Here is a 25557-nt window from a genome sequence, read left to right on the forward strand (position 1 = left end):
TTCGTTGCGGGCAGGGAAAGATTGGCGGTGGGGCGAGCCCTTACGGGGAGACTGCAACGTCCACCCAGAAGCGGGTAAAGCCTTCTGCAAAATCACGGTAGCCGCTCAGCGTGGAAGGCTTGACCGCATAGGCATTGGCACCGTTTTCATAGGCGCGGTTGACGTCGGTGGCGCTGGACGACGAGGACAGCATGATGACGGGCGTCACCGCCGTGCGGGCGCGTCCGCGCAGCCGCTTGAGCAGCTCCATGCCGCTGGTGCCGGGCATGTTGATGTCGAGAAGGATATAATCGAAGGCCTCGCGGTCGAGCCGGTCGCTCGCCAGTTCCGCATCGGCGACATGGGTGATTTCGAGCGCACTGCCGGTATCGCTGAAGGCACGCATGACGAACCGCACGTCCACCGGGTCGTCGTCCACGACGATCAGCTTTCTAGCCGAGCCTCCCACGATCGTTCCCCTTTGACTTTATGGGTTGCGGAAACGTCACGACGAAGCGTGCCCCCGGACCATACTGCGTGTCAAGCGCTATCACACCGTTGTGGCTCTCGACGATCCGGCGCGCCAGGGCAAGTCCCACGCCGGTGCCCTGATACACCGTCTCATCGCGGTGAAGGCGCTGGAACACCTCGAATATCCGCCCGACATGCTGCGGATCGATGCCGATACCGTCATCCTCGACGACGAATTCAGTGCCGTCAGCCCCCTCGCGGCAATAGACCCGCACGACGGGCGCCTCGCCCGGCCGGCGATATTTCAGCGCATTGCCGATGAGGTTTTGCGCCAGCCGCTTCAAGAGCTCGGGATCGCCCATCACCTCGGGCATCGATGCGGTCTCGACATGTCCATCGGCCTCCCGCACATGGCTTTCCAGGAGCGCCAACGCCTCACGCACCACGTCGGAGAGCGAAACGGGCTTCGGCGCCGAGATCCGGTAGGCGATCTGCGAATATTCCAGCAGGCTGTCGATGATCCGGCGCATGCGCGCGGCACTCTTGCGGACGTGGTCGGCATAGTGCGGCAATTCGGTCATGTCGCCGCGATGCAGGTCTTCCGAGATCATCTCGGCAAACATGGACAGATGGCGCAGCGGCGCCTTCAGGTCATGCGAGACGGTGGCGGTGAACTGGTCCAGCGCCTCGTTCTTGCGGCGCAGCTCGTTCGTCTGGGCCTCCACCTGCTGCTGCTGGCGCTTGGCCTCGGTGATGTCGCGGCCGACGCAGACAATCTCGCAGGCGCCGTCCTCGTCGAAGATCGCGACGGTCGTCCACAGAAGCCATGTCTCCTGCCCGCCGCGCCCCTCCATGCAGACTTCCAGCGTCTTCATCGGCTCGGCGCGCGTGTAGCTGCCGATGTCCATCAGCACCGCCGTGTGCTCCGGCGCGCAGGACACGTCCGGCAGGAACCGCCCGATCAGCTCGTCGGTCGTCGAGCCGACGAAATGGGCGTATTTGTCGTTCGCAAAACGGATTGTCAGGTTCCGGTCGAAGCGCAGGATCATGTCGGGCAGGATCTGCAGCAGCGAGAGATACTCGCGGCGTTTCGCCTCCAGCGCCGCTTCCGTGCGCTTCAGCTCCGATATGTCGACACGCAGCGCGACGATGTCGCCGGTCTCCGACACATGGCTCTCACCGCGAATCCACCGGTCCTTGCCGAACTCGAAGATGGCGCCGCCGCTGCCGGTGTTGCGGTGGCTTTCGAGACGCTCGCGCACCATCGCTTCGGCCTCCGGCGTGCCCTCGCGAATGCCGGGAAACATGCCGACACGGATATTGGCGCGCGCGATGCTTTCCAGCGTCACGCCGACACGCACGGCATCGCGGGCAAGGCCGCAACGCTCCTTGTAGGAACGGTTGAACAGGACGAGGCGCTCCTCCCGGTCGAAGATTGCAAAACCCTCCGTCATGGTGTCGAGCGCCGCGGCGATGCGCTGGCCAAGCAGGATCTGCTCGCCATGGCTGCCCCCGCTCAAAAGACTGCGCAGGAGAAGCGCATAGGACGGGCCGGCTGCCTCATCCGGCAGCGCGATCACATGGGCTGACGCTTCGAAGATGTTGCCGTTGTCGTGGCGAAAACCGAGGGCATGGGTGTTTTCACGGCCGGCCGCGGCCTGGCCGGCAAGAAGCGCCGCCGCGACCTCCCCGGCGAGAACAACCGTGCCCGCAGGCCGCCTGTCATCGCGATTCCAGCCGAATGTGCGGGCGGCCGCGTCGTTGTGGGAGACGAGGCGCGCCTCGGCGTCGACGATGACCACAGGAAAGGGCAGGTTCTGGTACAGTGTCGCGGTAAAGCCGTCCATCGCTCGCGCCCCTCCCGCTGGCAATCACGCCGGCACCGGATTCGCGCGCCGCGCGTGGGAGACTAGGCAAAACTGCCGGAGAAGAAAAGCCGCAAGGATTGGCAGTCCGCGCCGGCCTGCCGGCAGTTCAGCCCGCCCGTACGGTCGGCTGGCCGGAAGCGGCAAGGGCCGCAAGGTCGGCAGGCTTCAGCTCGACCGATTCGCCGCAGCCGCAGGCCGACGTCTGGTTCGGGTTGTGGAAGGTGAAGCCGGAGCGCAGCGTCGTCACCTCGAAATCCATCTGCGTGCCGAGAAGGTAGAGCACCGCCTCCGGCGCAACCCAGACCTTTGCACCATTGTGCTCGATCAGGTCGTCCTTGGCATTGGGTTCGGTGACGAGGTCGATGGCATATTCCATGCCGGCGCAACCGCCCTTCTTGATGCCGACGCGAATGCCCTTGGCATCGCTGCCGGCATTGTCGACGATCGCCTTGACGCGGTCTGCCGCCGCATCGGTGAGTGTCATCACTGCAAAGGCCATGGGCCGTTTCTCCTTCGCCGACCGGGTTCAAGGCCCGGCGGTCTGTGATTCCGAATCTAGTGACGACGGGTTAACGGATCAAGTCACGGAAAGCACAAGTGCCTTGCCCTATCCGGCTGCGTTGCCGAAATCAGTACCAGCCGACGGCGACCTGCGCCTCTTCCGACATACGGTCCGGCGTCCACGGCGGATCGAAGGTCATCTTGACCTCGACGCCGGATACGCCTTCGACCGCGCTGACCGCATTCTCGACCCAGCCCGGCATCTCGCCGGCCACGGGGCAACCGGGTGCCGTCAGGGTCATGTCGATCTTGACCATGCGGTCGTCTTCGATGTCGATCTTGTAGATCAGGCCGAGCTCGAAGATATCGGCCGGGATTTCCGGATCGTAGACCGTCTTCAGCGCGGAGATGATGTCGTCGGAAAGGCGCGCCAGTTCGTCGTCCGGGATCGCCGAATGGACGATACCGTCGCGGACGTCGATCTTGTCTTCCGTTGCGTCGAGGGACATGGGCCTACTCCTCAGGCGAAAAACTTGCGGGCATGGTCGAGCGCGTCGGCCAGGACATCGACTTCGGCACGCGTGTTGTAGAGGCCGAACGATGCCCGGCATGTGGAGGTGACGCCGAAGCGTTTCAAGAGCGGCTGGGCGCAATGGGTGCCGGCGCGCACCGCCACCCCTGCCCGGTCGATGACCATCGAGACGTCATGGGCGTGGATGCCTTCCAGCTCGAAGGAGAAGATCGAGCCCTTGCCCGGTGCCGAACCGAAAATCCTTAGCGCGTTGATCGAGGACAACCGCTCATGGGCATAGTCGCGCAGGTCCGCCTCGTGGGCGGCGATCGCCGCGCGGCCGATCTTTTCCATGTAGTCGAGCGCATGGCCAAGGCCGATCGCCTGCACGATCGGCGGCGTGCCCGCCTCGAAGCGGTGCGGCGGGTCGTTGTAGGTGACGATGTCCTCGGTGACGTCGACGATCATCTCGCCGCCGCCCTGAAAGGGGCGCATCTCTCTAAGGCGATCCATCTTGCCATAGAGCACGCCGATGCCGGAGGGGCCATAGAGCTTGTGGCCGGTCATCACGTACCAGTCGCAATCGATGTCGCGCACGTCGACGGGCATATGCACCGCGCCCTGCGAACCATCGACCAGCACCGGAATGCCGCGTTCACGGGCGATGCGGCAGATTTCCTTGACGGGCACGATGGTGCCGAGCGCATTCGACATATGCGTGATGGCGATGAGCTTGGTGCGCTCCGTCAGGCACTTTTCGAACTCTTCGATGTGGAAGGCACCCGCATCGTCCACCGGGGCCCAGACGAGCTTCGCGCCCTGTCGCTCGCGGATGAAATGCCACGGCACGATGTTGGAATGATGCTCCATGATCGACAGAACGATCTCGTCGCCCGCGCCGATCTTGGGCATGCCGTAGCCGTAGGCGACGGTGTTGATCGCCTCGGTCGAGGATTTGGTGAAGATGATCTCGTCGACCGAGGAAGCGTTGAGGAAGCGGCGCACCTTTTCGCGCGCCGCCTCGTAGGCATCGGTGGCGGCATTCGACAGGAAGTGCAGGCCGCGATGCACGTTGGCATATTCGTTGGAATAGGCGTGGGCAATCGCGCCGATCACCGACTGCGGCTTCTGCGCCGACGCGCCGTTGTCGAGATAGACCAGAGGCTTGCCGTAGACCGTCTTCGACAGGATCGGGAAATCCTTGCGGATCGCCTCGACGTCATAGGCCAGTGCAGGGGCGTGTTCCATCTCGTTCGTCCTATGTCAGGCGTGCCCTGGAGCGTTCCCGTTCCTTCGAACCGCGAGCGCCCCTTTTCTTGTTTGCGCAACCCCGGGCCGACCGTCCTGCGATCCGGCCCGGGATAGCGCCTGATCAGGCGTGCTTGTCGAGCCAGTCGGCGATGACGCCTTCCAGCGCTTCGACCAGCGGCTCGTCTTCCAGCTCCTCGACGATCTCGGCGACGAAGGCGTTGACCAGCATGGCGCGCGCCTTGTTTTCCGGGATGCCACGGGCCATCAGGTAGAAGAGCTGCGTGTGGTCGATGTCGATCACGGTCGCACCGTGGCCGCACTGCACGTCGTCGGCGAAGATTTCGAGCTCCGGCTTGGCCGAGAAATCCGCTTCGTCCGAAAGCAGCAGCGTGTTGCACGACATCTTGGCGTCGGTCTTCTGGGCATCCGGCGCAACGCGGATCTGGCCCTGGAAGACGCCGCGCGCGCGATCGAAGATCACGTTGCGGATCACTTCCGTCGAGGTCGTGTTCGGCACATCGTGACCGACCGTGAAGGTCACGTCGTTGTGCGTCTCGCCGCCGAGCAGGTTGATGCCGCGCAGAATGAGGTCGGAGCCTTCGCCCGCCACCACGACATGGATTTCCTGCCGCACGAGCTTACCGCCGGCATTGATCACGTAAAGGCGGAGCTTTGCGTCCGTGCCGAGCGTGATGCGGATCTGGCCGAGATGGGTGTCCGCCGCACCCTGCCCCTGCAAAATGACCCAGGTAATATCGGCACCGTCGGCAAGCGACAGGTCGCTGACCGTCGTGACGAAGGCCGCGGTGTCGCCGACCGCCGCATGGCGCTCGATGACGGTCGCCTTGGTGTTCGCGCCGAAGCTGACCGGGAAGCGCGTATGGGCCTGGCCCGCATTCTGGACCGTCTGGATTTCGAGAGGTGCTGCCAGCTCGGTGCCCGCGGGGAAATCGAGCACGAAACCGTCCCGAACGAAAGCGCCGTTGATGCGGCCGATCGCGTCGTCGCGGTCACGGGCAGCAAGGCCGTCCGCGGCCGTGCCGTCGGCCAGCGCATCGGCAAAGGTGCGCAGCGTCACGCCCTCGACCGAGCCGCGGGCCTCCGCAAGGCCGTTGACGACGGACAGCACCGTCGACCCCTCGACCAGCGGCCCGATCCGCGCGGCGGAGGCTGCGGGATCGAAGGCCGGAACGGCGCGCAGCAGCGCCTTGAGGTCCGTATAGTGCCAGGCCTCGATGCGGCGCGTCGGAAGGCCGGCATCCTTGAAGTCGCTGATGAGGACGTCGCGGGCAGCGAGCACGGCACCATCACCCGGCAGTTCGCCGAGCGCGTGGTCGTAGGCTTCGCAAAGCGCCGTCTCGGCGACGGAGAGCTTCATGCCTGTCTGCATGTTCATGAGATCACTCCTTCGCCAAGCCGTCAGGCGGCGGCGCCGATAATGTCGGCGTAACCGTTTGCTTCCAGCTCGTGCGCCAGCGTCTTGTCGCCGGACTTGATGACCTGGCCCTTGTAGAGAACGTGCACCGTATCGGGCACGATGTAGTCGAGCAGGCGCTGGTAGTGCGTGATGACGATGACGGCGCGGTCGGGCGAGCGAAGCGCGTTGACGCCGTCGGCGACGATCTTCAGCGCGTCGATGTCGAGGCCGCTGTCGGTCTCGTCGAGGACGCACAGCTTCGGCTCGAGCAGCGACATCTGCAGGATTTCAGCGCGCTTCTTCTCACCGCCGGAAAAGCCGACATTGAGCGGACGGCGCAGCATTTCCGGGGCGATCTTCAGCTCGGCGGCAGCTTCCTTGACGCGACGCATGAAGTCCGGCGTCGTCAGTTCCGCCTCGCCGCGCGCCTTGCGCTGTTCGTTCATCGCAACCTTCAGGAACTGCATGGTGGCAACGCCGGGGATTTCGACCGGGTACTGGAAGGCGAGGAAGATGCCCTTGGCGGCGCGCTCGGCCGGGTCGAGTTCCAGAATGCTCTCGCCGTTGTAAAGGATGTCGCCGTCGGTGACTTCGTAGTCCTCGCGGCCGGAGAGGATGTAGGAGAGCGTCGACTTGCCCGAGCCGTTCGGGCCCATGATGGCGGCGACTTCGCCGGCCTTCACGGTGAGATTCAGGCCGCGGATGATCTCGGTGCCGTCTTCGGCGATGCGGGCGTGCAGATTCTTGATTTCAAGCATGGTTTCTCGGTCCTGCGTTCGGAGCGGTCAAACGCTCCCGTCTTGGTTTCAGAAGCCGAGGAAGAAGTGGACCAACGGGAGCATCGCGGCGGACAACCCGCCAAGGCCGAGCCCCAAAACCGTGCGTATCGCCACGTTCCGAACGTTGGGCGCATACGCTGCCAGTCCACCGCATACCACGGCGTAATACGTCAGATTGACCGGATCCATGTCGTGTCTCCCGATGAGAACCGCATCCCGCTAATATAACGGATCACACGGAAACTTCATCGAAGGACCTGTCCGGTCCCCCCGGCGGAAGCCGCCGGGACATTCCTTCACCCGATCAGCCGACCGAGCCTTCCAGCGAGATGCCGATCAGCTTCTGCGCCTCGACGGCGAACTCCATCGGCAGTTCCTGGATGACTTCCTTGACGAAGCCGTTGACGATCAGCGCGATCGCCGCCTCGGTCGGGATGCCGCGCTGGAGGCAGTAGAACAGCTGGTCTTCCGAGATCTTCGAGGTGGTCGCCTCGTGCTCGAAATGGGCCGTCGCGTTCTTCGCCTCGATATAGGGCACGGTATGCGCGCCGCACTTGTCGCCGATCAGCAGCGAGTCGCACTGGGTGAAGTTGCGTGCGTTCTCCGCCTTGCGGTGGGCCGAGACCTGGCCGCGATAGGTGTTGTTGGAGAAGCCCGCGGAAATGCCCTTGGAGACGATGCGGCTCGACGTGTTCTTGCCGAGATGGATCATCTTGGTGCCGCTGTCGATCTGCTGGTGGCCGTTCGAGACGGCGATCGAATAGAACTCGCCGCGCGAACCATCGCCGCGCAGGATGCAGGACGGGTACTTCCAGGTGATGGCGGAGCCGGTCTCGACCTGCGTCCACGAGATCTTGGAGTTCTTGCCCCGGCAATCGCCGCGCTTCGTCACGAAGTTGTAGATGCCGCCCTTGCCTTCCTTGTCGCCCGGATACCAGTTCTGGACGGTGGAATACTTGATCTCGGCATCGTCGAGCGCGACCAGCTCGACGACGGCAGCGTGAAGCTGGTTCTCGTCGCGCTGCGGCGCGGTGCAGCCTTCGAGGTAGGAGACGTAGGCGCCCTCTTCCGCGATGATCAGCGTGCGCTCGAACTGGCCGGTGTTCTTCTCGTTGATGCGGAAGTAGGTCGACAGCTCCATCGGGCAACGAACGCCCTTCGGTACGAAGACGAAAGAGCCGTCGGTAAAGACCGCGGAGTTCAGCGTCGCGTAGAAATTGTCGGTCGTCGGTACAACGGTGCCGAGATACTTCTTCACAAGCTCGGGATGCTCGCGAATGGCCTCCGAGATCGACATGAAGATCACGCCGGCCTTCTTCAGCTCTTCCTTGAAGGTGGTGACGACGGAGACCGAATCGAACACGGCGTCGACGGCGATCTTCGACGTCTGCACGCCGGCAAGGATTTCCTGCTCGCGCAGGGGAATACCGAGCTTCTCGTACATCTTCAGAAGCTCGGGATCGACCTCGTCGATGGACTTCGGGCCGGTCTGGTTCTTCGGCGCGGCATAGTAGTAGAGATCGTTGAAGTCGATCTTCGGATAGTCGACGCGCGCCCAGGTGGGCTCTTCGAGCGTCAGCCAGCGGCGATAGGCGTCGAGGCGCCATTCGAGCATCCAGTCGGGCTCGCTCTTCTTGGCCGAGATGAAACGGATGATGTCCTCGGAAAGCCCCTTCGGAGCCTTCTCCACCTCGATGTTCGTCTCGAAGCCGTATTTGTACTGGTCGACGTCAATCTGACGGACCTGATCGATCGTTTCCTGCACCGCAGGCATATCGTTCTCCAATCTCGCCGGATCCAAGGTCCGGCAGTTTGTCAACGTCTGGCGGGGCCTCCCGCCGCTTATGTAAGCGCCAAAGGCGGTTTTTCCCACCTTTTGGCAAGCGAAAACTTGCGTTCCCGCAAGATTCCCGTCAGGCCGCCCGTCGCCGCGCCATGACGCGCGAAAAGGCAGCCAGAAAACGCGCGACATCCGCCTCTGTCGAGGCCGGACCGAGCGACACGCGAAGCCCGCCGAGCGCCGCGTCGAATCCCATGGCGGTCAGAACGTGGCTCTGCCCGACCTTGCCCGAGGAGCAGGCCGAGCCGGCCGAAAGCGCGATACCCTCGAGATCGAAGGCGATCTGCCCGGTCTCCGATTTCAGGCCGGGCAGGCTGAAGAACGAGGTGTTGGCGATGCGCTCGACATCCGCACCATGGATGACGACGTCGTTCGTCGCCGCCCGCATGCCGCTCTCCAGTGCGTCGCGCAGCGCGCCGATCCGTGCGTTGCGCCCGGCAAGATCCGCCACCGCCGCGCGGGCGGCTGCGGCAAAGCCGGCAAGCGCCGCCGGGTTCTCTGTACCGGAGCGATGGCCCTTTTCCTGGCCACCGCCGCGGATCAGCGGTGCGGGCATCAGAACCTCGCCGCGCGAGATCAGCGCGCCGGCGCCCTTCGGGCCGCCCAGCTTGTGCGAGGAGACGATGAGGAAATCGGCGTCGAGTGCCGCAATGTCGATGGACACGCGGCCGGCGGCCTGCACCGCGTCGACGACGAGAAGACCACCGTGACGGTGCACGACCTCGGCGACGCTCTTCACGGGCTGCACGATGCCCGTCTCGTTGTTGGCGAGCATGACCGCCACCATCGGCAGGCCCTTCGCCTTGTCATGGCCCGCAAGAAGCGTTGTCAGGGCCTCGAGATCGACGAGGCCGGCGCGGGTGACGGGGATCGTCGTCACGGCATCGCGCGCAAAACGCCCGCCCTCGCGGATCGCCGGATGCTCGATCTCGGAAACATAGAGACGGCCGATGGTAAGCGGCGTGCGGCCCATGCGATAGTCGGGCGTCAGGGCGAGGTTCGCCGCCTCGGTGGCGCCGCTCGTGAAGATCACATGGGCCGGCGCCGCATTGAGCAGCGCGGCGACGTCGCGGCGCGCGGCCTCCACCAGCATGCGCAGCGCCCGGCCCTCGCCATGCACGGACGACGGATTGCCGACGCTGTCGAGCGCAGCAAGAACGGCCTCGCGCGCCGCCGGCAGCAGGGGTGCCGTGGCGTTCCAGTCCAGATAAGTGCGCTCCGTCTTCGTCATTTCTCACCCATGCGCGCACGATACATTCGATACGGCGTGCATTTTCCTTGAATTTTCCGTCGGGCTTGCCTTATGACACCAAGCTCACGGCGTCCCGTGGGCGCCTATACAGTTTCGAATGGTTCTAAACTAGGTTCTAGAAAAGCTGACTGGTTTCGTCAAGACTTCAGTTGACAAGAATCCGTTCCAGAACGCGAACTTGCCGGAGTAAGAATGCCCGAAATCATCTTCAACGGACCCGCCGGTCGCCTTGAGGGCCGTTACCAGCCGTCCAAGCAGAAGAACGCCCCGATCGCCATCGTGCTGCATCCGCACCCGCAGTTCGGCGGCACGATGAACAACCAGATCGTCTACCAGCTGTTCTACATGTTCCAGAAGCGCGGTTTCACGACGCTACGCTTCAATTTCCGTGGCATCGGCCGCAGCCAGGGCGAATTCGACCACGGCGCAGGCGAATTGTCGGATGCAGCCTCCGCACTCGACTGGGTGCAGAGCCTGCATCCCGATTCGAAGAGCTGCTGGGTCGCCGGCTATTCCTTCGGCGCCTGGATCGGCATGCAGCTGCTGATGCGCCGCCCGGAGATCGAAGGCTTCATGTCCATCGCCCCGCAGCCGAACATCTACGACTTCTCGTTCCTCGCCCCCTGCCCGTCGTCGGGTCTCATCATCAACGGTGATTCCGACAAGGTGGCACCGGAGAAGGACGTCAACGGCCTCGTCGAGAAGCTGAAGACGCAGAAGGGCATCCTGATCACGCACCGCACGGTGCCGGGCGCCAACCACTTCTTCAACGGCCAGACGGAAACGCTGATGGCCGAGTGCGAAGACTACCTCGACCGCCGTCTTGCCGGCGAACTGACCCCGGAACCGGCCGCCAAGCGTATTCGCTGACCGGCGGAGAGAGACAAAGGAAAAAGCCCGGCGACATCTCGCCGGGCTTTTTCTTTGCCATATGTTCGCCTGATCAATTCGCGCGCTTGACGACCTCGAGCACCACAGCGGGCGGCTCCGCCTGGCGCACGCAGTCACGTCCGGCGTTCTTGGCGGCATAGAGCGCATCGTCCGCCCGGCGCATAGCAAACCGCAGCGGCTCGCCGCGCGTCACCTCGGCAACGCCGAAGCTGGCGGTGATGCGCACAGCCGGCGGCAGGCCGGGAATGGGCGCGACGGCGCGGGTTGCGCGCAGGGTCTGCGCGAAAAGCAGCGTCGCCTCCTTGCCGGTGTTCGGCAGGAAGAGCGCGAATTCCTCGCCGCCGATGCGCGCGACCAGCGCGCCCACCGGCGCCGCGACACGCAGTGCCTCGCCGAAGGCGCGGATGGCGTTGTCGCCGCCCTGGTGGCCATGGGTGTCGTTGACCGACTTGAAGTGATCGATATCGCACAGGATGAGGCCATGCGGACCCGCGCCCGCAAGAAGCGCATCGATGCGGTTGTCGAAACCACGGCGGTTGAGGAGACCGGAGAGCGGATCGACCTCCGCATTGCCCTTCTCCTCCGCGACGATCTCCAGCACGAGCACACAGAGCAGCATCAGGCCGACGGTAACGATCAGCACTGCGCCCATGCTCTGCGAGACGAGCGCAAACTGGCTGGCGAGATAGTCCTTTGCCGTGTTACCTGCCCCGGCGAGCACGGCGGCATAGGCCTTTGCCAGGAAATGCACGCTGGTCAGCGCAAGAAGCACGATGAGCGCCCGGTCGACGAAGCTTGCCGGGCGGGCGCGCCAGACCGCGAAGGCGCTCATCCCGAGCGCCACCGCGAAGGGGGTCTGGTAAGGCAACGCATGGGCGAGCGTGCCGCGCGGCAGGTCGTAGATGACATAATCGAGCGCGACGAAGGCGACGAAGATGGCGGCAAGGACCCAGCGGTTCGTACGGAGGCCGTAGAGATGGCCGACACCGATGCGCAGCATCAGCATGCCGCCGAGCATGGCGGCAAAGGCAAGGATCGCCCAGAGCCTTGCCGGCGGCGCATAGGCGACGAGGAATTCGAAAAGGGTGGAAAGCGAGGCGACGGCATAGGTGCCGGCAAACCAGCGGGCTGCGACGCGATTGCGGCTCCGGGCGGACACCGCGAGGAAAAACATGCAGAAACACTGCGCGATGAGAAAGTTCACCGCCAGCAGGAAGCCCGCGCCACTCATTGGCCACCTTACGCAAGACAAAAAGGCCGCTCCGTGCAAAAGCGCCCCGGAGCGATCCGGACGAATCCTAGAAGGCGCCCGCGAAGAAAGCGTTAATCGCCGGTTGCGTGTTTCTGGAGTACGCCGCCGGAAACAGGCGTCTTCACGCCCGTCGTGCCTGGGAAGGTGAGCGACAGGCCACGCAGCGAGCGGACGGCAAGATAGGCCCAGGCCTCCGCCTCCATGCTGTCGCCGTCGAGATCGACCGCCTCGGCCGTCACCACCTCAGCCGCTTCCGTCTCGGCAAGCGCCGCCAGATCCCCCATGATCACCCGGTTGAGCCGGCCGCCGCCACACACGACATAAAGTTTCGGCCTCTCCGGCAGGTGGCGGGCGGAGCGCAGGATGGCGGCGGCGGTGACATGGGCGAGCGTGCGCGCACCGTCTTCAAGACTTGCGTCCGGCCCCTCGGGCGGGCGGAAATCGTTGCGGTCGAGCGAGCGGCGCACCGGATCGGTGAAGAAGGCATGGTTGAGATAACGCTCCGCAAGGCCGGGATCGACGCGGCCCTCCGAGGCGATCATGCCGCCCTGGTCGTAGGGAATGCCGGCATGGGCCTCGACCCACTGGTCGATCAGCGTGTTGCCGGGACCGCTGTCAAAGGCGACGATCGCCCCGCCGGCGCCGATGAAGGTGATGTTGGAGATGCCGCCGATATTGACGAAGACGACCGCCTTGCCGGTGGCGCCGGAAAGGCCGGCAGCGAGCGCGGCGTGATAGGCGGGAATGAGCGGCGCCCCCTGCCCGCCATGCACCATATCATTCGCCCGCATGTCATAGACCACATCGATGCCGGTTTCACGGGCGAGCAGCCCGCCGTCGCCAAGCTGCACCGTCAGGCCGGCATTCGGCCGGTGCAGCACGGTCTGGCCATGGAAGCCGATGACGTCGATGTCGGATGCCGTCAGGCCGTTCCCATCCAGGAAGGTGCGCACGGCCTCGGCGTGGCGCAACGTCAGCTCCCGTTCGATCTCGGCGAGATCGCCCGGCCGCTGGCTGCGAACGTCGATCGCCTTGGCGGCCTCCAGCGCGCCCTGCAGACGGCGGCGGAAGGCGGCGTCGTAGGGTCGCGCGAGACAGGGGCCGCGCTCGACGACGGCCTCGCCGTCCGTGCGCAGCAGCGCGACATCGATGCCGTCGAGGCTCGTGCCACTCATCAGACCGATCGCCGTTTGCAGTCCCGTCATGCATCCGCTCCAGAATCACTTTTGAAGTGATTATGCGGCGAAACAGTGCTAAACGCCCGGCGGTCCGCCGGAAAATTATCTCCGGCCGCCCCATCCCGCCCAAAGCATTCCGGCAAGAGAGACAGGCCATGTCCGAATTCAAATCCGATTTCCTCCGCACGCTGAAAGAGCGCGGTTTCATCCATCAGATCTCCGATGAAACCGGCCTCGACGATCTTCTCGCCAAGGAAACCGTGACGGCCTATATCGGCTTTGATCCGACCGCGCCGAGCCTGCATGCCGGCGGCCTCATCCAGATCATGCTGCTGCACTGGTTCCAGAAGACCGGCCACCGGCCGATCTCGCTGATGGGCGGCGGCACCGGCATGGTCGGCGACCCGTCCTTCAAGGATGAGGCACGCCAGCTGATGACGCCGGAGACGATCGACGGCAACATCGCCAGCATCAAGAAGGTCTTTTCGAGCTATCTCGCCTATGGCGAAGGCCCGAAGGATGCGCTGATGATCAACAATGCCGACTGGCTACTCGGCATCAACTACCTCGAGTTCCTGCGCGACGTCGGCCGCCATTTCTCGGTCAACCGCATGCTGTCCTTCGACAGCGTGAAGATGCGGCTCGAGCGCGAGCAGTCGCTGTCCTTCCTCGAATTCAACTACATGATCCTCCAGGCCTACGACTTCGTCGAGCTCAACAAGCGCTACGACGTGCGCCTGCAGATGGGCGGCTCGGACCAGTGGGGCAACATCATCAACGGCATCGACCTCGGCCACCGCATGGGCACGCCGCAGCTCTACGCCATGACCTCGCCGCTTCTGACGACCGCGTCGGGCGCCAAGATGGGCAAATCGCTCTCCGGTGCCGTCTGGCTGAACCCGGACATGCTGTCGGCCTATGATTTCTGGCAGTACTGGCGCAACACAGAGGATGCGGACGTCTCGCGCTTCCTGAAGCTCTACACGACGCTGCCGATGGACGAAATCGCCCGGCTTTCCGCGCTCGGCGGCGCCGAGATCAACGAGGTGAAGAAGATCCTCGCCACCGAGGTGACGGCGATGCTGCACGGCCGCGAGGCGGCCGAACAGGCCGCCGAGACCGCCCGCAAGACGTTCGAGGAAGGCGCGATCGCCGAAAACCTGCCGTCCATCGACGTTTCCACCGGTGAGCTCGAAGCCGGCATCGGCCTCCTCAGCCTCGTCGTCAAGGCCGGCCTTGCCGCCTCGAACGGCGAAGCCCGCCGCCACGTGCAGGGCGGCGCGGTGCGCATCAACGACACAGCCGTTTCCGACGAGCGCCGCGTCATCGGCACCGCGGACGTTTCCGCCGATGGCGTCATCAAGCTGTCGCTGGGCAAGAAGAAGCACATCCTCGTCCGCCCGGCCTGAGAGCGGGCAAACGAAACCGAGATCAAGGCCGCCTCCGGGCGGCCTTTTTCATTGGAATTCGAAAATGTTGCGGAAGACGCCGGGGGCGATGATCGACAGCGGGTTGATCGTCAGCTTCGGCTTGTCGAAGGGGCCGGAGAGCTTGAAGGTGATGCCGATCAGGCCACGATCGTTGCCGTTGCCGAGGATGATACCGATCAGCGGCAGCTCGGCGAACAGCCGGTTGAGGCCATAGGCCGGCATGAAGGTGCCGGTCATGTCCGTCCGGCCGTTGGCATCACGCACCGTGCCCTGGAAGGTGGCGCCGACGGTTTCGCCGCGCACCACACCGTTTTCAAGGCTCAGCGCACCGCCACCGGTGCGCACCTGGGCAAAGCCGCGGGAGAATTTCACGGCGCTGACGTCGATCTCGCGGCGCACCGCATCGTTGAGGCTGCGCCCGCTTTCTCCGGCCGGCGTCGAGACCAGCGAGCGCAGCCGCTCCTCGCCGACAAGCGCGAAGTTTCTGACATCGACGGATCCGCGCCAGATGCTGCCTGCCGTCTCGCGCAGGCGGACATTCAGGAGGCCGCCACGCATGTGGCCATAGATATCGGCAAAGCGCGCGACGGCACCGGCATCGCCGCTGGTGAGCTGAATGGCATCCGAGGCGCCATTGCTGGCAAGCTGCGCCACGACCGGCGCACCGCTCTTCGTCACCGCCGAAAGATCCACGCCGGAAATGCGGCTGCCTGCCGTGCTGTAGCGGAAGTTGACATTGGAGAGCGTTTCGCCATTGAAGCCGACAGCCCGCGCGAGATCGGCCCGGATGGTAACGCTCTGTTTTTCGCCGCCACCGCCGGTCGGGTTCTTGAGACGCGCCAGCACGGCGCGCACATCGGCCGCCTCGCCGTCTGCCACGATCGTATAGCCGGACTTTCCACGCTCCACCTTCACGCGAAAGCGGTCGTCCGCCGAAAGCCGGACGGTGGAGAAGTTTGCCGCATCGAGCCGCGCACCCCGGAAGGTGAGATTGCCCGCCACGCTGAAACCGTCGCCGGCAAAGCGGAAATCGGAGACGCGGGTGACACCCTCCTTCTTGTCGGCCGTCAACGTGATCTTGCCGCCGATGCCCGCGCCCTTGGTCCAGCCGATCCATGGAATGGAGACCGCGGCCGCACCAACATCCGCCTCCGCCGCCATAGGACCGTCACCATCCTGTTCCAGCCGCACCCCGACCGGGCCTTCCACCACGTCGTCGAGGCCCGGCAGCAGCTTGCGACGGTCCCTGTTGTCGAGCGTGCCAGACAGCACCGTCTTGCGCTTGAAGCTCGCCGCCTTGCCGACGGGCTCGACCAGTTCGATGTCGAGCGTCACGCCGTCGATATCCCCCTTGGCCTTGAGGTCGGCCTTCTGCGGATCGATGGCGAGGAGGCCGCGCAGGCCGGTGACAGCGCGCCCGGCAATCGGCTTGGCCACGTCGACATTGTCGAGCGTCAGGGCGGCCGTCCACTGCGGCGGCGGCGGATTGTGGGCGGAGATGACGCCGAAATGCGCCTTCACCTTCGCCTTCACCTGGCCGCTGAAATCGTCGGGCGCAAAGCCCGTCGCCGGCAGGGCGCGGATTGGCCGGTAGGTCACAAGTTCGGCAATCGCGTCGGCGTTGCCGGCGACATCGATGTCCATGTCCGCCATCAGCGGCTTGGTATAATTGTCCGGCAGCACGAAGGTGCCGCCGGTCAGCGCGACGGAACGGCCGGACGGGAAGTAGGCTGTACCGCCGTTGATTGTGATCTCCGTGCGCGGGCCACGGAGGCGGAATTTTCCCGACGTGTCGCGCAGCGGCGGGATTTCGCCGGCGACATTCATGCGCGCACCCTCGATGTCGAAGTCGATCTTCAGCTCCTCGGGGCCGAGATGCATCGGCACGCCCGGCAGACGCTCGCGGCCTTCGGCAAGATAGAATTCGATCCGGCCGTTGGTGACCGTGCCGCCGAAAATGTTCTTGATCACCCAGCTGCGCGCCGTCTTGGCCATCCAGAACGGCCAGAACTGCTTGACGGCAGCCGATTCCAGCTCGCTGGCGATCATGACGAAGCTGACCTCCGGCTCCCGGTCGCCGAACCGCATGGCGAGCGAGCCGGCAACATTGCCTTTCTCGCTGGAGACGGCCATTTCCTCGAACAGCAGGTTCTTCGTCTTCGGGAGATAGTAGCCGTTGACCTTGGCATCGAAATGGATCGGCGCCTCGCTGGAATCGACGGGACGGCTTACCGCATTGCTGAAGACGAGGTCGATGGCAAAGCCCTTGTCCGGCCGGTCGGAGACCCGATCAAGGTCGATCAGTCCGCCGGTGAACGGAAACCGCGACTGGCCGACGCCGGCATCCTGCGAGGCGAGCTCGATCGACCCCTTGTCGAAATTGTAGCCGACCTTGAGCGTGGACGGGCGCAGCTCCGCGGCAACGCCATCGCCGTAGACCGAGCCTGCGGCAAGCGCGACGTCGAGGCCGAGCACCGGCTTCGTATTGTCGGTCTCACGCACCGCATGGACCGAGACGTCCGCCGACGTGTCGACCCCAGCATGCACATTGCCGTTGACGTCGTTGCCGAGCAGGAATTTTCCGAGCGCCACGTTGCGGATCGAGCCGTCCAGCGTGCGCACCGATCCCGCGCCGCCCGAGGCGGTCAGGTCGATCTCCCCCTCGGCCCCGTCCATCGTGAAATGCCCGTCGATCGACATGGTGCCGTCGTCATCGCGGGTGAACTGCAGGCTGGCGATGGCCAGCGTCACCGGCTTGCCGCCCGGCCCCTGGAAGGTCGCGCCGAGGTCGGAAATCTTGACGGTCTCCATGCCGTTCGTGTCGATGAGGCGGCTGACGCCGTCGAGGCGTTCGAAGGTCGTTTCGAGGTAGTCCGGCACGTCGGAAATGCGCAGCGCCGCCAGGTCGAGCGGCTTGCTCTTGGGCAGAAGCGCGGCATTGAACATCGCCCCGTCCACGTCGAGCCGCGAGACGGCGATACGGCCTGAGGCAAGCCCGAGCGGATCGAGCACGATGCCGATCGATTCGGTCGTCGCCAGTTCCTTGCCGGATTCGATCTCGACGATGCGGACATTCTCCGCCTTCAGCGCAAAGCCGCTGAACCCGGCAAGCCGCAGCACGGTGTGGTCGACAGAGACACGGTACCGCGCGCCGAGCGCCTGGTTGAGCGCGGCGACGGCGCGTGCATTCAGCGTGTTGTCGAAAAGACCGGTCTCCACCAGGCCGATGATGACGGCGCCGAGAAACAGGACGAGCGCGATCGTTGCGGCAACGATACGGCAGGCGATACCGGTGCGGCTCGCCTCGACCGCGTGCAGGACGATGGGCTCGTGCGCCTGCGCGGACGGCAGTTCGTGCAGCGGAACGATGTCCTTCCTGCGGAACACGACCTTCTCGTCGCGGAGTTCTGCCATCGCGCGCTGGTTTCCTTTGCCCTTTGCGCAGCGTTATCCCATGGAATCGCTGCCTGCCGTCCGCTCGCCGCTGGACGATTCTGCCTGCCACTATATATGCGGGAGGCCGGCTCCCTGACTCAAAAAGCCGGCCAAAGAAAGGAAATCCCATGGCAGAACTGGCCCCGGGCGCCGTTGCCCCGGACTTCACCCTTCCGCGCGATGGCGGTGGAAGCATTTCCCTCTCAGCGATGCGCGGCCGGCCCGTCGTCCTGTTCTTCTACCCGAAGGATGACACGGAAGCCTGCACGACGGAAGCGAAGGATTTTACCGCCGCAAGGGCGGATTTCGAGGCGGCCGGCGTCGCCCTCGTCGGCCTTTCGCCCGATCCCGTGAAGAAGCACGACAAGTTCGTCAAGAAGCATGAACTCGGCGTTCCGCTCGCCTCGGACGAGAGCCTCCAGACGCTGGAAGCCTATGGGGTCTGGAAGGAAAAGAGCATGTATGGACGCACCTATATGGGCGTGGAGCGCACGACCATACTCGTTGACGCCGAAGGCGTGATCGCCGAGATCTGGCACAAGGTGAAGGTCAAGGGCCATGTCGAGGCCGTACTGGAAGCCGCTAAAAAGCTTTAGATTTTCAAGGCAACAGTTTGAAATGACCGAACTTCCCCATATTGAAAGCCTTCGGGGCGGCACCACGGCGGCCATCGCGGCCGCCGACCTCGACCTGAAGACGGCGCTGGCGCAGGAGACGGCGCGCCGCTGGTTCGCCCGCACGCTTTCGATGCGCTCGCCGCTTGACCCGGCCCTGCCGGTGCGGCCGGGCCGACCGGAAAAGCCGGAACTCATTCCACCGAAACACATGGAAAAGCGTTCGTTGCACACGTTGAAGGGCCGCATCGCGCTTCTCCATGCCCTCGCCCATATCGAGCTCAACGCCATCGACCTCGCGCTCGACATCGTTGCGCGCTTCACCACGGAGCGCGTGCCGCATTCCTTCTTCGACGGCTGGATGCAGGTGGCCTTCGAGGAGGCCAAGCACTTCCGCCTCATCCGTGACCGCCTGCGTGATCTCGGCGCCGACTATGGCGACCTGCCGGCCCATGACGGCCTCTGGCAGGCCGCACACGACACGCGCAACGACTTGACCGCGCGCCTTGCCGTCGTGCCGCTTATCCTGGAAGCGCGCGGGCTCGATGTGACCCCGACGCTGCAGGCCAAGATGCGCGAGACCGGCGACGATGCCAGCGCCGATATCCTCGACATCATCTACAATGACGAGAAAGGCCACGTCGCGGTGGGCGCCAAATGGTTCCGCTTTCTCTGCGCCCGCGAGAAGAAGGATCCGTCGGCCACCTTCAAGGAACTGGTGCGGACGAATTTTCGCGGGCCGCTGAAGCCACCGTTCAACGATGTGGCCCGCGCCGAGGCAGGGCTGACACCCTCCTTCTATCGCGCGCTCGTTTCCGTCAGCCAAAGCTGATATTCCGGGGGCACGCCACCTCCGGGAAAGCCTTTGTTAACCCTAACAATGTGTAATTCCCCGCACGAGACCTTAAAGAATCGGTCGGGGAGAAAATGGTGGCGGAGCGTCCTGAAAACCGCATCTTCGGAAAACGCGCGCAGCAGCATGTCGTGATCCTTGCGAGCGGCGACCGGATCCGCCACATGACCATCCGCCCCTGGATGGCCGCTGTCACCTTCTGCTTTGCCGGCATGTTCACCGTCGGCTATCTCGCCGCCACGTCCTATCTCGTGCTGCGCGACGACCTGATCGGCGCCACCATGGCGCGCCAGGCCCGCATGCAGCACGACTACGAGGACCGCATCTCTGCGCTGCGCGCCCAGGTCGATCGCGTCACCAGCCGCCAGCTGCTCGATCAGCAGGTCGTCGAGGAAAAGGTCGAGAAGCTGATGCAGCAGCAGCTCGCTCTCTCCACGCGTCACGGCAAGCTCGACGCACTCCTGAACCGCACAGACAATGCCGGCACGGCGGCAACCGACACCGCCCCCCTCACCGGCGAGACGCCGGTCGTGGACGGGCGGCGGGCCGATGCGGCAGGCGCCATCAACGCCATCATGGGCATGACCGGCGCATCGCAGAAGACGACGCAGCTCGCCTATGCGGCGACCGGCGAATCAGTGGCCGACCGTGCCGACCGGCTCTTCTCGAAGGTCACGCTTTCGCTGAAGGACCTCGAACATGACCAGATCAGCCGCATCCAGTCTTTGACGACAGGCGCCTCGCAGACTGCGGATGCCATCCAGACCATCGTGCGCCGCACCGGCCTGGATGTCACCGACGAGGCAGCCGGGGGCGATTCGGAAACGGCGATCGGCGGCCCGTTCGTCGAGCCGGTGGACGTCACCGATCCGTTCGAGGCCTCGATCAACGATCTCGACACGGCGCTGGATCGCCTCGATACCGCGCGCCGTAGCGTGCGGAAATTGCCTTTCGGCAACCCCTCGCCCGCCAGCAGCATCACAAGCCGTTTCGGCAACCGCACCGACCCGTTCCTCGGCCGCCTCGCGCTGCATGCCGGCATCGATTTTCGCGCCGGCACGGGCACGGAAATCGGCGCAACCGGCGCGGGCACGGTCGTTGTCGCCGGGCGCAACGGTGGTTATGGCAACATGGTTGAAATCGATCACGGCAACGGCCTGAAGACGCGCTACGCCCACCTGTCCCGCGTACTTGTCAAGGTCGGCGACCACGTTGAAGCCTCCGCGCCCATCGGGCTTTCCGGCTCGACCGGCCGCTCCACCGGCCCGCATCTGCACTACGAGGTGCGCCGCGACGGCAAGGCGCTCGACCCGATGCGTTTCCTCACCGCCGGCATGAAGCTGACGACTTATATGGATTGACGTTACGCGAGACGAAGCGGCTCCGCATGGCAAAAATATCGGCCATGGGCTTCAAATCGCTCACCGATTTACCAAATTCGCTGAATTCCTTGACTTTCCGGCACTTTCGGCATATCTGCGCTGCATCCTCGCGGCGATAGGGCCGCTGAACCCATTGCGTTCGCAAGAACCGGAACGGAAACTGTTTTCCCTTTGACCACTTTTGCTGATCTTGGCCTGAGCCCGAAAGTCCTGTCCGCCGTCACCGATGCCGGGTACACGATCCCGACCCCGATCCAGGCTGGCGCCATTCCGCCGGCCCTCGCGCGGCGCGACATTCTCGGCATTGCCCAGACGGGCACCGGCAAGACCGCCTCCTTCGTTCTGCCGATGCTGACGCTTCTGGAAAAAGGCCGCGCCCGCGCCCGCATGCCGCGCACGCTCATCCTGGAGCCGACACGCGAGCTTGCCGCCCAGGTTGCAGAGAACTTCGAGAAGTACGGCAAGAACCACAAGCTGAACGTTGCTCTCCTCATCGGCGGTGTTTCCTTCGACGAGCAGGATCGCAAGCTGGAGCGCGGCGCCGACGTGCTGATCTGCACTCCCGGCCGCCTGCTCGACCATTGCGAGCGCGGCAAGCTGCTGATGACCGGCGTCGAGATCCTCGTCATCGACGAAGCCGACCGCATGCTCGACATGGGCTTCATCCCCGACATCGAGCGCATCGCCAAGCTGATCCCCTTCACCCGCCAGACGCTGTTCTTCTCGGCCACCATGCCGCCGGAAATCCAGAAATTGGCCGACCGCTTCCTGCAGAACCCGGAGCGTGTCGAGGTGGCCCCGCCGTCTTCCACGGCCAAGACCGTGACGCAGCGGCTCGTTGCCACCCACAGCAAGGATTATGAGAAGCGCGCGACGTTGCGCGATCTCATCCGCGCCCAGCAGGATCTCAAGAACGCGATCATCTTCTGCAACCGCAAGGTCGATGTGGCGGATCTCTTCCGTTCGCTCGATCGCCACGGCTTCTCCGTCGGCGCGCTGCACGGCGATATGGACCAGCGTTCGCGCATGACCATGCTTTCGAATTTCAAGGACGGCAACATCAAGCTGCTCGTCGCCTCCGATGTCGCCGCGCGCGGCCTCGATATTCCGGACGTGAGCCACGTCTTCAACTTCGACGTTCCGATCCATGCCGAGGACTATGTCCATCGCATCGGCCGCACCGGCCGTGCCGGCCGCTCGGGCGCCGCCTTCACTTTGGTCTCAAGGCGCGACACCAAGTTCGTCGACGCCATCGAAAAGCTGATCGACCAGAAGGTCGAGTGGCTGAGCGGCAATCTGGAAGAGCTGCCGCAACAGGTCGAAAGCGAGGAACGTCCTCGCAACGGCCGTGAACGCGGCGGTCGTGATCGCGACCGCTCCCGTGGCCGCAAGGGGGAAACCCGTTCGGCCGAGCCCCGTATCGAGACCAGCGAGACTGAAGAGAAGGTGGAAGCCGTGAAAGCTGAACGCAAGGCGGAAGGGCGGCCGCAGAATCCCGCTCGCAATCCGCGTGCCGCAAACCATAGTGCGCCGCGTCCGGCCAATGACGACAGCCGCGATCGCCGCAACCGCTACCGTCGCGACGAGGATGATGGCCCGACGCCGCTCGGCTTCGGCGACGAGGTTCCGGCCTTCATGCTGATCGCCGGCAAGGCCTGATCCTCCAGAATGTCCATTCCAGGCATCGATGTGCCAGGCCTCGGTTGCGGCCTGGCCATTTTGCGTGAGGGCAAGCTCCTGCTCTACCGGCGCCTGCGTGCGCCGGAAGCCGGCGCGTGGAACATCGTCGGCGGCAAGGTCGATCACATGGAACGCGCGCTCGATTCCGCCCGCCGCGAGGCGGAGGAGGAATCGGGGCTGACGATCGGCGCCGTCGATTTTCTCTGTGTTTCCGAACAGATCATCGTCGAGGAACGCCAGCACTGGCTGTCGCTTATCTATGTGACCGAGGACTTTTCCGGCGAGCCGCGCGTCATGGAGCCGGAAAAGCTGCCGGAATTCGGCTGGTTCGCTCTCGACGCCCTGCCCGAGCCGCTGTCGCGCTTCGCCAGAGATGCGGTGGCCGCGCTCCGCCGCTAACGGGTTTTGCCTGCCGGAGACCGGCCCGGATCAGAACCGGGCCGTCGCGCCGATGATGAAGGTGCGGCCGCGGCCGTTCTTGACGCCGCCATAATTGTCCATCAGGCCGGAATTCGCCTTCATATAGGTCGTGTCGAAGACGTTCTCGACATTGAAGAAGACTTTTGCATTCTCGCTGATCTGCCAGGAAGCGTGCGCGTCGAACAGCGTATAGGCGTCGACGTCGAAAGCCCTGTCCTGACTGATATAGGCCTGGCTGCTCTTGCCGACATAGCGCATCCGGCCGCCGACCGTGAGCGTTTCCTCCAGGAAGCGCATGCCGGCATCGATCGTCAGGAAATCGTCCGGCAGCCGTCCCGTATCGCTGCCGACGCCGGCGGCGGAGCCTTCCGGCTGGTTGGTGTCGGCAAGCGTCAGCGAGAAACCGGCATAGTAGCGGCCGGCATCGTAGCCGCCCTCCACTTCCAGCCCCTTCATCACGGTCGTGCCATCCACATTGACCCAGCGCGCCGCGCCATCCGTATCGATGGCATAGGTGATGTAGTCGCGGACGCGATTGTGGAAATAGCCGACCTTCAGCCAGGCGGAATCGCCGGGTGTCAGAAGGTCATCCGTCGTCATGTTGACGCCGAGCTCCCAGCCTCTGCTCTTTTCGGGCAGGAGGTTCGGGTTGTTGTTGACCGGGTCGGAAGAGCCGTCGAAGCTGTGGCCACCGGGATAGAACATCTCGGCCGCCGTCGGCGGACGGGCGGTGTGGGCGTAGGTCACGTAGGGCTGCAGCCATTCGAGCGGGCGGGCCGAAAGGGTAATCTTCGGGTTGAGGTCGCCGCCATCGCGCGACAACGTGTCCATCGGGCACGGATCGCCGCCGGCATCGCAGCCGTTCGTGCCCGGCGCGTCGTAGCCGCTGATGCCTTCAAGAGACCAGTAATCGTAGCGCAAGCCTCCGGTCAGGTCGAAGATACCGTGGGAGATCGTCGCCTCGCTGAAAACGCCCGCCTTCACCAGCGTTCCGTCCGGATTGGCGCCGCGCTTGGCGTTGCCCTCGTAGCGGTCGCGGCTGTAGGCGCCGCCATAGGTGAGCTTCAGCTCCGTTTCCTCGCCAAGGTCGAAGCGCATGCGATTGGAGATGTCGAAGCCGGTCGTCGTGTTGGTGCCCTTGCGGCCGTCGAAGGTGCTGACATTGCCGTTGGTGCCGTCGAATTCGAGATCGGTGATGTTGAGATAGGCGTTGATCGAGAGGTCGATCAGGTCGCTGCCGGGCTGGTAGCGGTATTTCGCCGTATAGGTCTGGTTCTCGACAATCCAGTTGTAGCCGGAGCTGCCCGGCAGGAACTCGTTGCCGTACCAGACGCCGCCGAGCGACAGCGTGTGATCGGAATTCGGCGACAGGTTAACCTTGAAGAGGCCCGACTTCGGATGCTGGTCGCCGGCATTCGGGTAGAGGATGCCCGAGCCGTTCTCGTAAGGGCTCTTCTTCGTGTCGCTGAGCGCACCGACGATACCGATTTCGCCCTCGCCCATCCCGGTGCGTACGGCACCGCTGACAAGGCGCGAATAATCGAAGCCGTTGGTGCCGGCGCGCACCGAAGTCATCACACCATAGTCCTTGCCGGGCAGCAGCACGTCGTCGACGTCGAGCGTGCGGAAATTGGCGGCGCCCGCCAGCGTACCCATGCCCTCGGCGCCCGAGACCGCGCCGCGCGTCACGTCGACGCCGACCAGCATGTTCTGTTCGACATAGAGAAGGCTATCGAAGGTACCGCCGTGACCGGAGAGATTGCTGAAGGTCTGCGGCACGCCGTCGATCATGCTGTTGACACGGCCCATGCCCTGCATGCCGCGGATGTTGACGGTGATACCCGGCTGGTCCGCCGGTTCGCGCGTGAACGTTCCCGGTGCCGAGCGCAGGACCTGCATCACGTCGCCGGCATAACGATCCTGGATCTTCTCGCGGTCGGCGGTCGAGACACCGGCCGGAACATCGACGATGCCGTCGCCGTCATTGTCGCCTTCCACATTGATCTGCTCGAGGTCCGTCGCTGTCGCGTCCTGCGCGGCTGCGGGATTGGCGGCTGCCAGCAGCGCAAGCGCCATGGCCGTGCCCGCAAGAAGCGCCGACGCGTGGAAACGAACCTTTTTCATGGAGACCTCACCGCACACTGCCCGCGCAATTTTGACGCGCGGACAGACCGGTAATGGACAACATGACAATGTAAGTCAAGTTTTAATGCCGCGTTTCCCGGCCTGCCGTTATTTCGCGCGCAGTGCCGCCTCATAGGCCCGGCGAACCCAGAGCGCCATGAGGTCGGGATCGTCGAAGGCCTCGTCGGGAACGGACCAGTAAGGCATCTTCACCGGCTTGCCGCTCTTGCCGTCGTAGAACCATTGGCGGCAGCCGGCCGCCGCGAAATCCGGCGCACTGATTTCGTCGGCCTTGAGCAGGATCTCGTCGTAGACCTCCAGTGCCAGGATGCGGCCCTGGTGGTAGATGCCCTTGCCACCGAACATGCGCTTGATCGTCACCGGTCCCAGCGCCTGGAACATTTCCTCGATTGCGTCCCGATCCATGCC

22 protein-coding genes are annotated in these 25557 nt (G+C 64.4%); 7 read left to right on the forward strand and 15 right to left on the reverse strand.

Annotated elements, in window-relative coordinates:
* Positions 1-40: 40 nt before the first annotated feature.
* From EXZ48_RS11245 to EXZ48_RS11285, 10 genes are all read right to left on the reverse strand, one after another.
* The gene (locus EXZ48_RS11245; RefSeq protein WP_023513104.1) at positions 41-448 is read right to left on the reverse strand and encodes a response regulator; all 408 of its coding nucleotides are present in this window, start codon (positions 446-448) and stop codon (positions 41-43) included.
* A complete protein-coding gene (locus EXZ48_RS11250; protein WP_130515966.1) occupies positions 432-2297 on the reverse strand; it encodes an ATP-binding protein in 1866 nt (621 codons plus the stop codon). Before EXZ48_RS11250 ends, EXZ48_RS11245 begins: the two co-directional genes overlap by 17 nt.
* Before the next feature lie 127 nt (positions 2298-2424).
* Positions 2425-2817 (reverse strand): Fe-S cluster assembly scaffold SufA, encoded by a 393-nt coding sequence (gene sufA / locus EXZ48_RS11255; protein ID WP_050743944.1) that lies wholly within the window; start codon positions 2815-2817, stop codon positions 2425-2427.
* Between the two features lie 130 nt (positions 2818-2947).
* On the reverse strand, positions 2948-3328 hold the full coding sequence (locus EXZ48_RS11260; RefSeq protein WP_023513107.1) for an SUF system Fe-S cluster assembly protein: 381 nt from the start codon (positions 3326-3328) through the stop codon (positions 2948-2950).
* Positions 3329-3339: 11 nt separating this feature from the next.
* Positions 3340-4578, reverse strand: a complete 1239-nt coding sequence (locus tag EXZ48_RS11265) for a cysteine desulfurase (protein ID WP_130515968.1) — start codon at positions 4576-4578, stop codon at positions 3340-3342.
* Positions 4579-4702: 124 nt separating this feature from the next.
* Positions 4703-5977 (reverse strand): Fe-S cluster assembly protein SufD, encoded by a 1275-nt coding sequence (gene sufD / locus EXZ48_RS11270; protein WP_130515970.1) that lies wholly within the window; start codon positions 5975-5977, stop codon positions 4703-4705.
* Positions 5978-6000: 23 nt separating this feature from the next.
* The gene (sufC, locus tag EXZ48_RS11275; RefSeq protein ID WP_023513110.1) at positions 6001-6756 is read right to left on the reverse strand and encodes a Fe-S cluster assembly ATPase SufC; all 756 of its coding nucleotides are present in this window, start codon (positions 6754-6756) and stop codon (positions 6001-6003) included.
* A gap of 48 nt (positions 6757-6804) precedes the next feature.
* Entirely contained in the window at positions 6805-6966 is a 162-nt protein-coding gene (locus EXZ48_RS34835) for a hypothetical protein (protein ID WP_023513111.1), read from the reverse strand.
* A 115-nt stretch (positions 6967-7081) separates the two neighbouring features.
* On the reverse strand, positions 7082-8551 hold the full coding sequence (gene sufB, locus EXZ48_RS11280) for a Fe-S cluster assembly protein SufB (protein ID WP_023513112.1): 1470 nt from the start codon (positions 8549-8551) through the stop codon (positions 7082-7084).
* A 139-nt stretch (positions 8552-8690) separates the two neighbouring features.
* Entirely contained in the window at positions 8691-9848 is a 1158-nt protein-coding gene (locus EXZ48_RS11285; RefSeq protein WP_130515972.1) for a cysteine desulfurase family protein, read from the reverse strand.
* Between the two features lie 213 nt (positions 9849-10061).
* Between EXZ48_RS11285 and EXZ48_RS11290 the strand changes: the two genes are divergently transcribed.
* On the forward strand, positions 10062-10739 hold the full coding sequence (locus EXZ48_RS11290) for an alpha/beta hydrolase (protein ID WP_023516508.1): 678 nt from the start codon (positions 10062-10064) through the stop codon (positions 10737-10739).
* Between the two features lie 73 nt (positions 10740-10812).
* Here EXZ48_RS11290 and EXZ48_RS11295 read toward each other — a convergent pair whose 3' ends face one another.
* Positions 10813-11991: a diguanylate cyclase gene (locus tag EXZ48_RS11295; protein ID WP_130515974.1), complete on the reverse strand. Its 1179-nt coding sequence runs from the start codon at positions 11989-11991 to the stop codon at positions 10813-10815.
* Positions 11992-12083: 92 nt separating this feature from the next.
* Positions 12084-13217: an anhydro-N-acetylmuramic acid kinase gene (locus EXZ48_RS11300; protein ID WP_130515976.1), complete on the reverse strand. Its 1134-nt coding sequence runs from the start codon at positions 13215-13217 to the stop codon at positions 12084-12086.
* 128 nt (positions 13218-13345) lie between these two features.
* On the opposite strand from EXZ48_RS11300, the gene tyrS reads away from it, so the two are divergent.
* Positions 13346-14599 carry a tyrosine--tRNA ligase gene (tyrS, locus tag EXZ48_RS11305; protein ID WP_023516511.1) on the forward strand — a complete coding sequence of 418 codons (1254 nt, stop codon included), beginning with the start codon at positions 13346-13348 and terminating at the stop codon, positions 14597-14599.
* Positions 14600-14647: 48 nt separating this feature from the next.
* On the opposite strand, the gene EXZ48_RS11310 is transcribed toward tyrS, so the two are convergent.
* Positions 14648-18034 (reverse strand): DUF3971 domain-containing protein, encoded by a 3387-nt coding sequence (locus tag EXZ48_RS11310; protein WP_130515978.1) that lies wholly within the window; start codon positions 18032-18034, stop codon positions 14648-14650.
* A 149-nt stretch (positions 18035-18183) separates the two neighbouring features.
* Here EXZ48_RS11310 and EXZ48_RS11315 point away from each other — a divergent pair, with 149 nt between their 5' ends.
* The 5 genes from EXZ48_RS11315 to EXZ48_RS11335 all read left to right on the forward strand — a co-directional run bounded on the left by EXZ48_RS11315 (position 18184) and on the right by EXZ48_RS11335 (position 22983).
* Positions 18184-18651: a peroxiredoxin gene (locus EXZ48_RS11315; RefSeq protein WP_024271050.1), complete on the forward strand. Its 468-nt coding sequence runs from the start codon at positions 18184-18186 to the stop codon at positions 18649-18651.
* Between the two features lie 22 nt (positions 18652-18673).
* Positions 18674-19501: a ferritin-like domain-containing protein gene (locus EXZ48_RS11320; RefSeq protein ID WP_024271049.1), complete on the forward strand. Its 828-nt coding sequence runs from the start codon at positions 18674-18676 to the stop codon at positions 19499-19501.
* 95 nt (positions 19502-19596) lie between these two features.
* The gene (locus EXZ48_RS11325; protein ID WP_130515979.1) at positions 19597-20883 is read left to right on the forward strand and encodes a peptidoglycan DD-metalloendopeptidase family protein; all 1287 of its coding nucleotides are present in this window, start codon (positions 19597-19599) and stop codon (positions 20881-20883) included.
* 192 nt (positions 20884-21075) lie between these two features.
* A complete protein-coding gene (locus EXZ48_RS11330; protein ID WP_130515981.1) occupies positions 21076-22563 on the forward strand; it encodes a DEAD/DEAH box helicase in 1488 nt (495 codons plus the stop codon).
* A gap of 9 nt (positions 22564-22572) precedes the next feature.
* The gene (locus EXZ48_RS11335) at positions 22573-22983 is read left to right on the forward strand and encodes an NUDIX domain-containing protein (RefSeq protein ID WP_023514217.1); all 411 of its coding nucleotides are present in this window, start codon (positions 22573-22575) and stop codon (positions 22981-22983) included.
* A gap of 30 nt (positions 22984-23013) precedes the next feature.
* Here EXZ48_RS11335 and EXZ48_RS11340 read toward each other — a convergent pair whose 3' ends face one another.
* Entirely contained in the window at positions 23014-25128 is a 2115-nt protein-coding gene (locus EXZ48_RS11340; protein WP_130515983.1) for a TonB-dependent receptor domain-containing protein, read from the reverse strand.
* Positions 25129-25236: 108 nt separating this feature from the next.
* Positions 25237-25554, reverse strand: coding sequence for a TfoX/Sxy family protein (locus EXZ48_RS11345; protein ID WP_023514215.1), 318 nt, complete (start codon positions 25552-25554; stop codon positions 25237-25239).
* Between the last annotated feature and the right edge of the window lie 3 nt (positions 25555-25557).

Source organism: Shinella sp. JR1-6 (assembly GCF_004284735.1).
GTDB lineage: Bacteria > Pseudomonadota > Alphaproteobacteria > Rhizobiales > Rhizobiaceae > Shinella.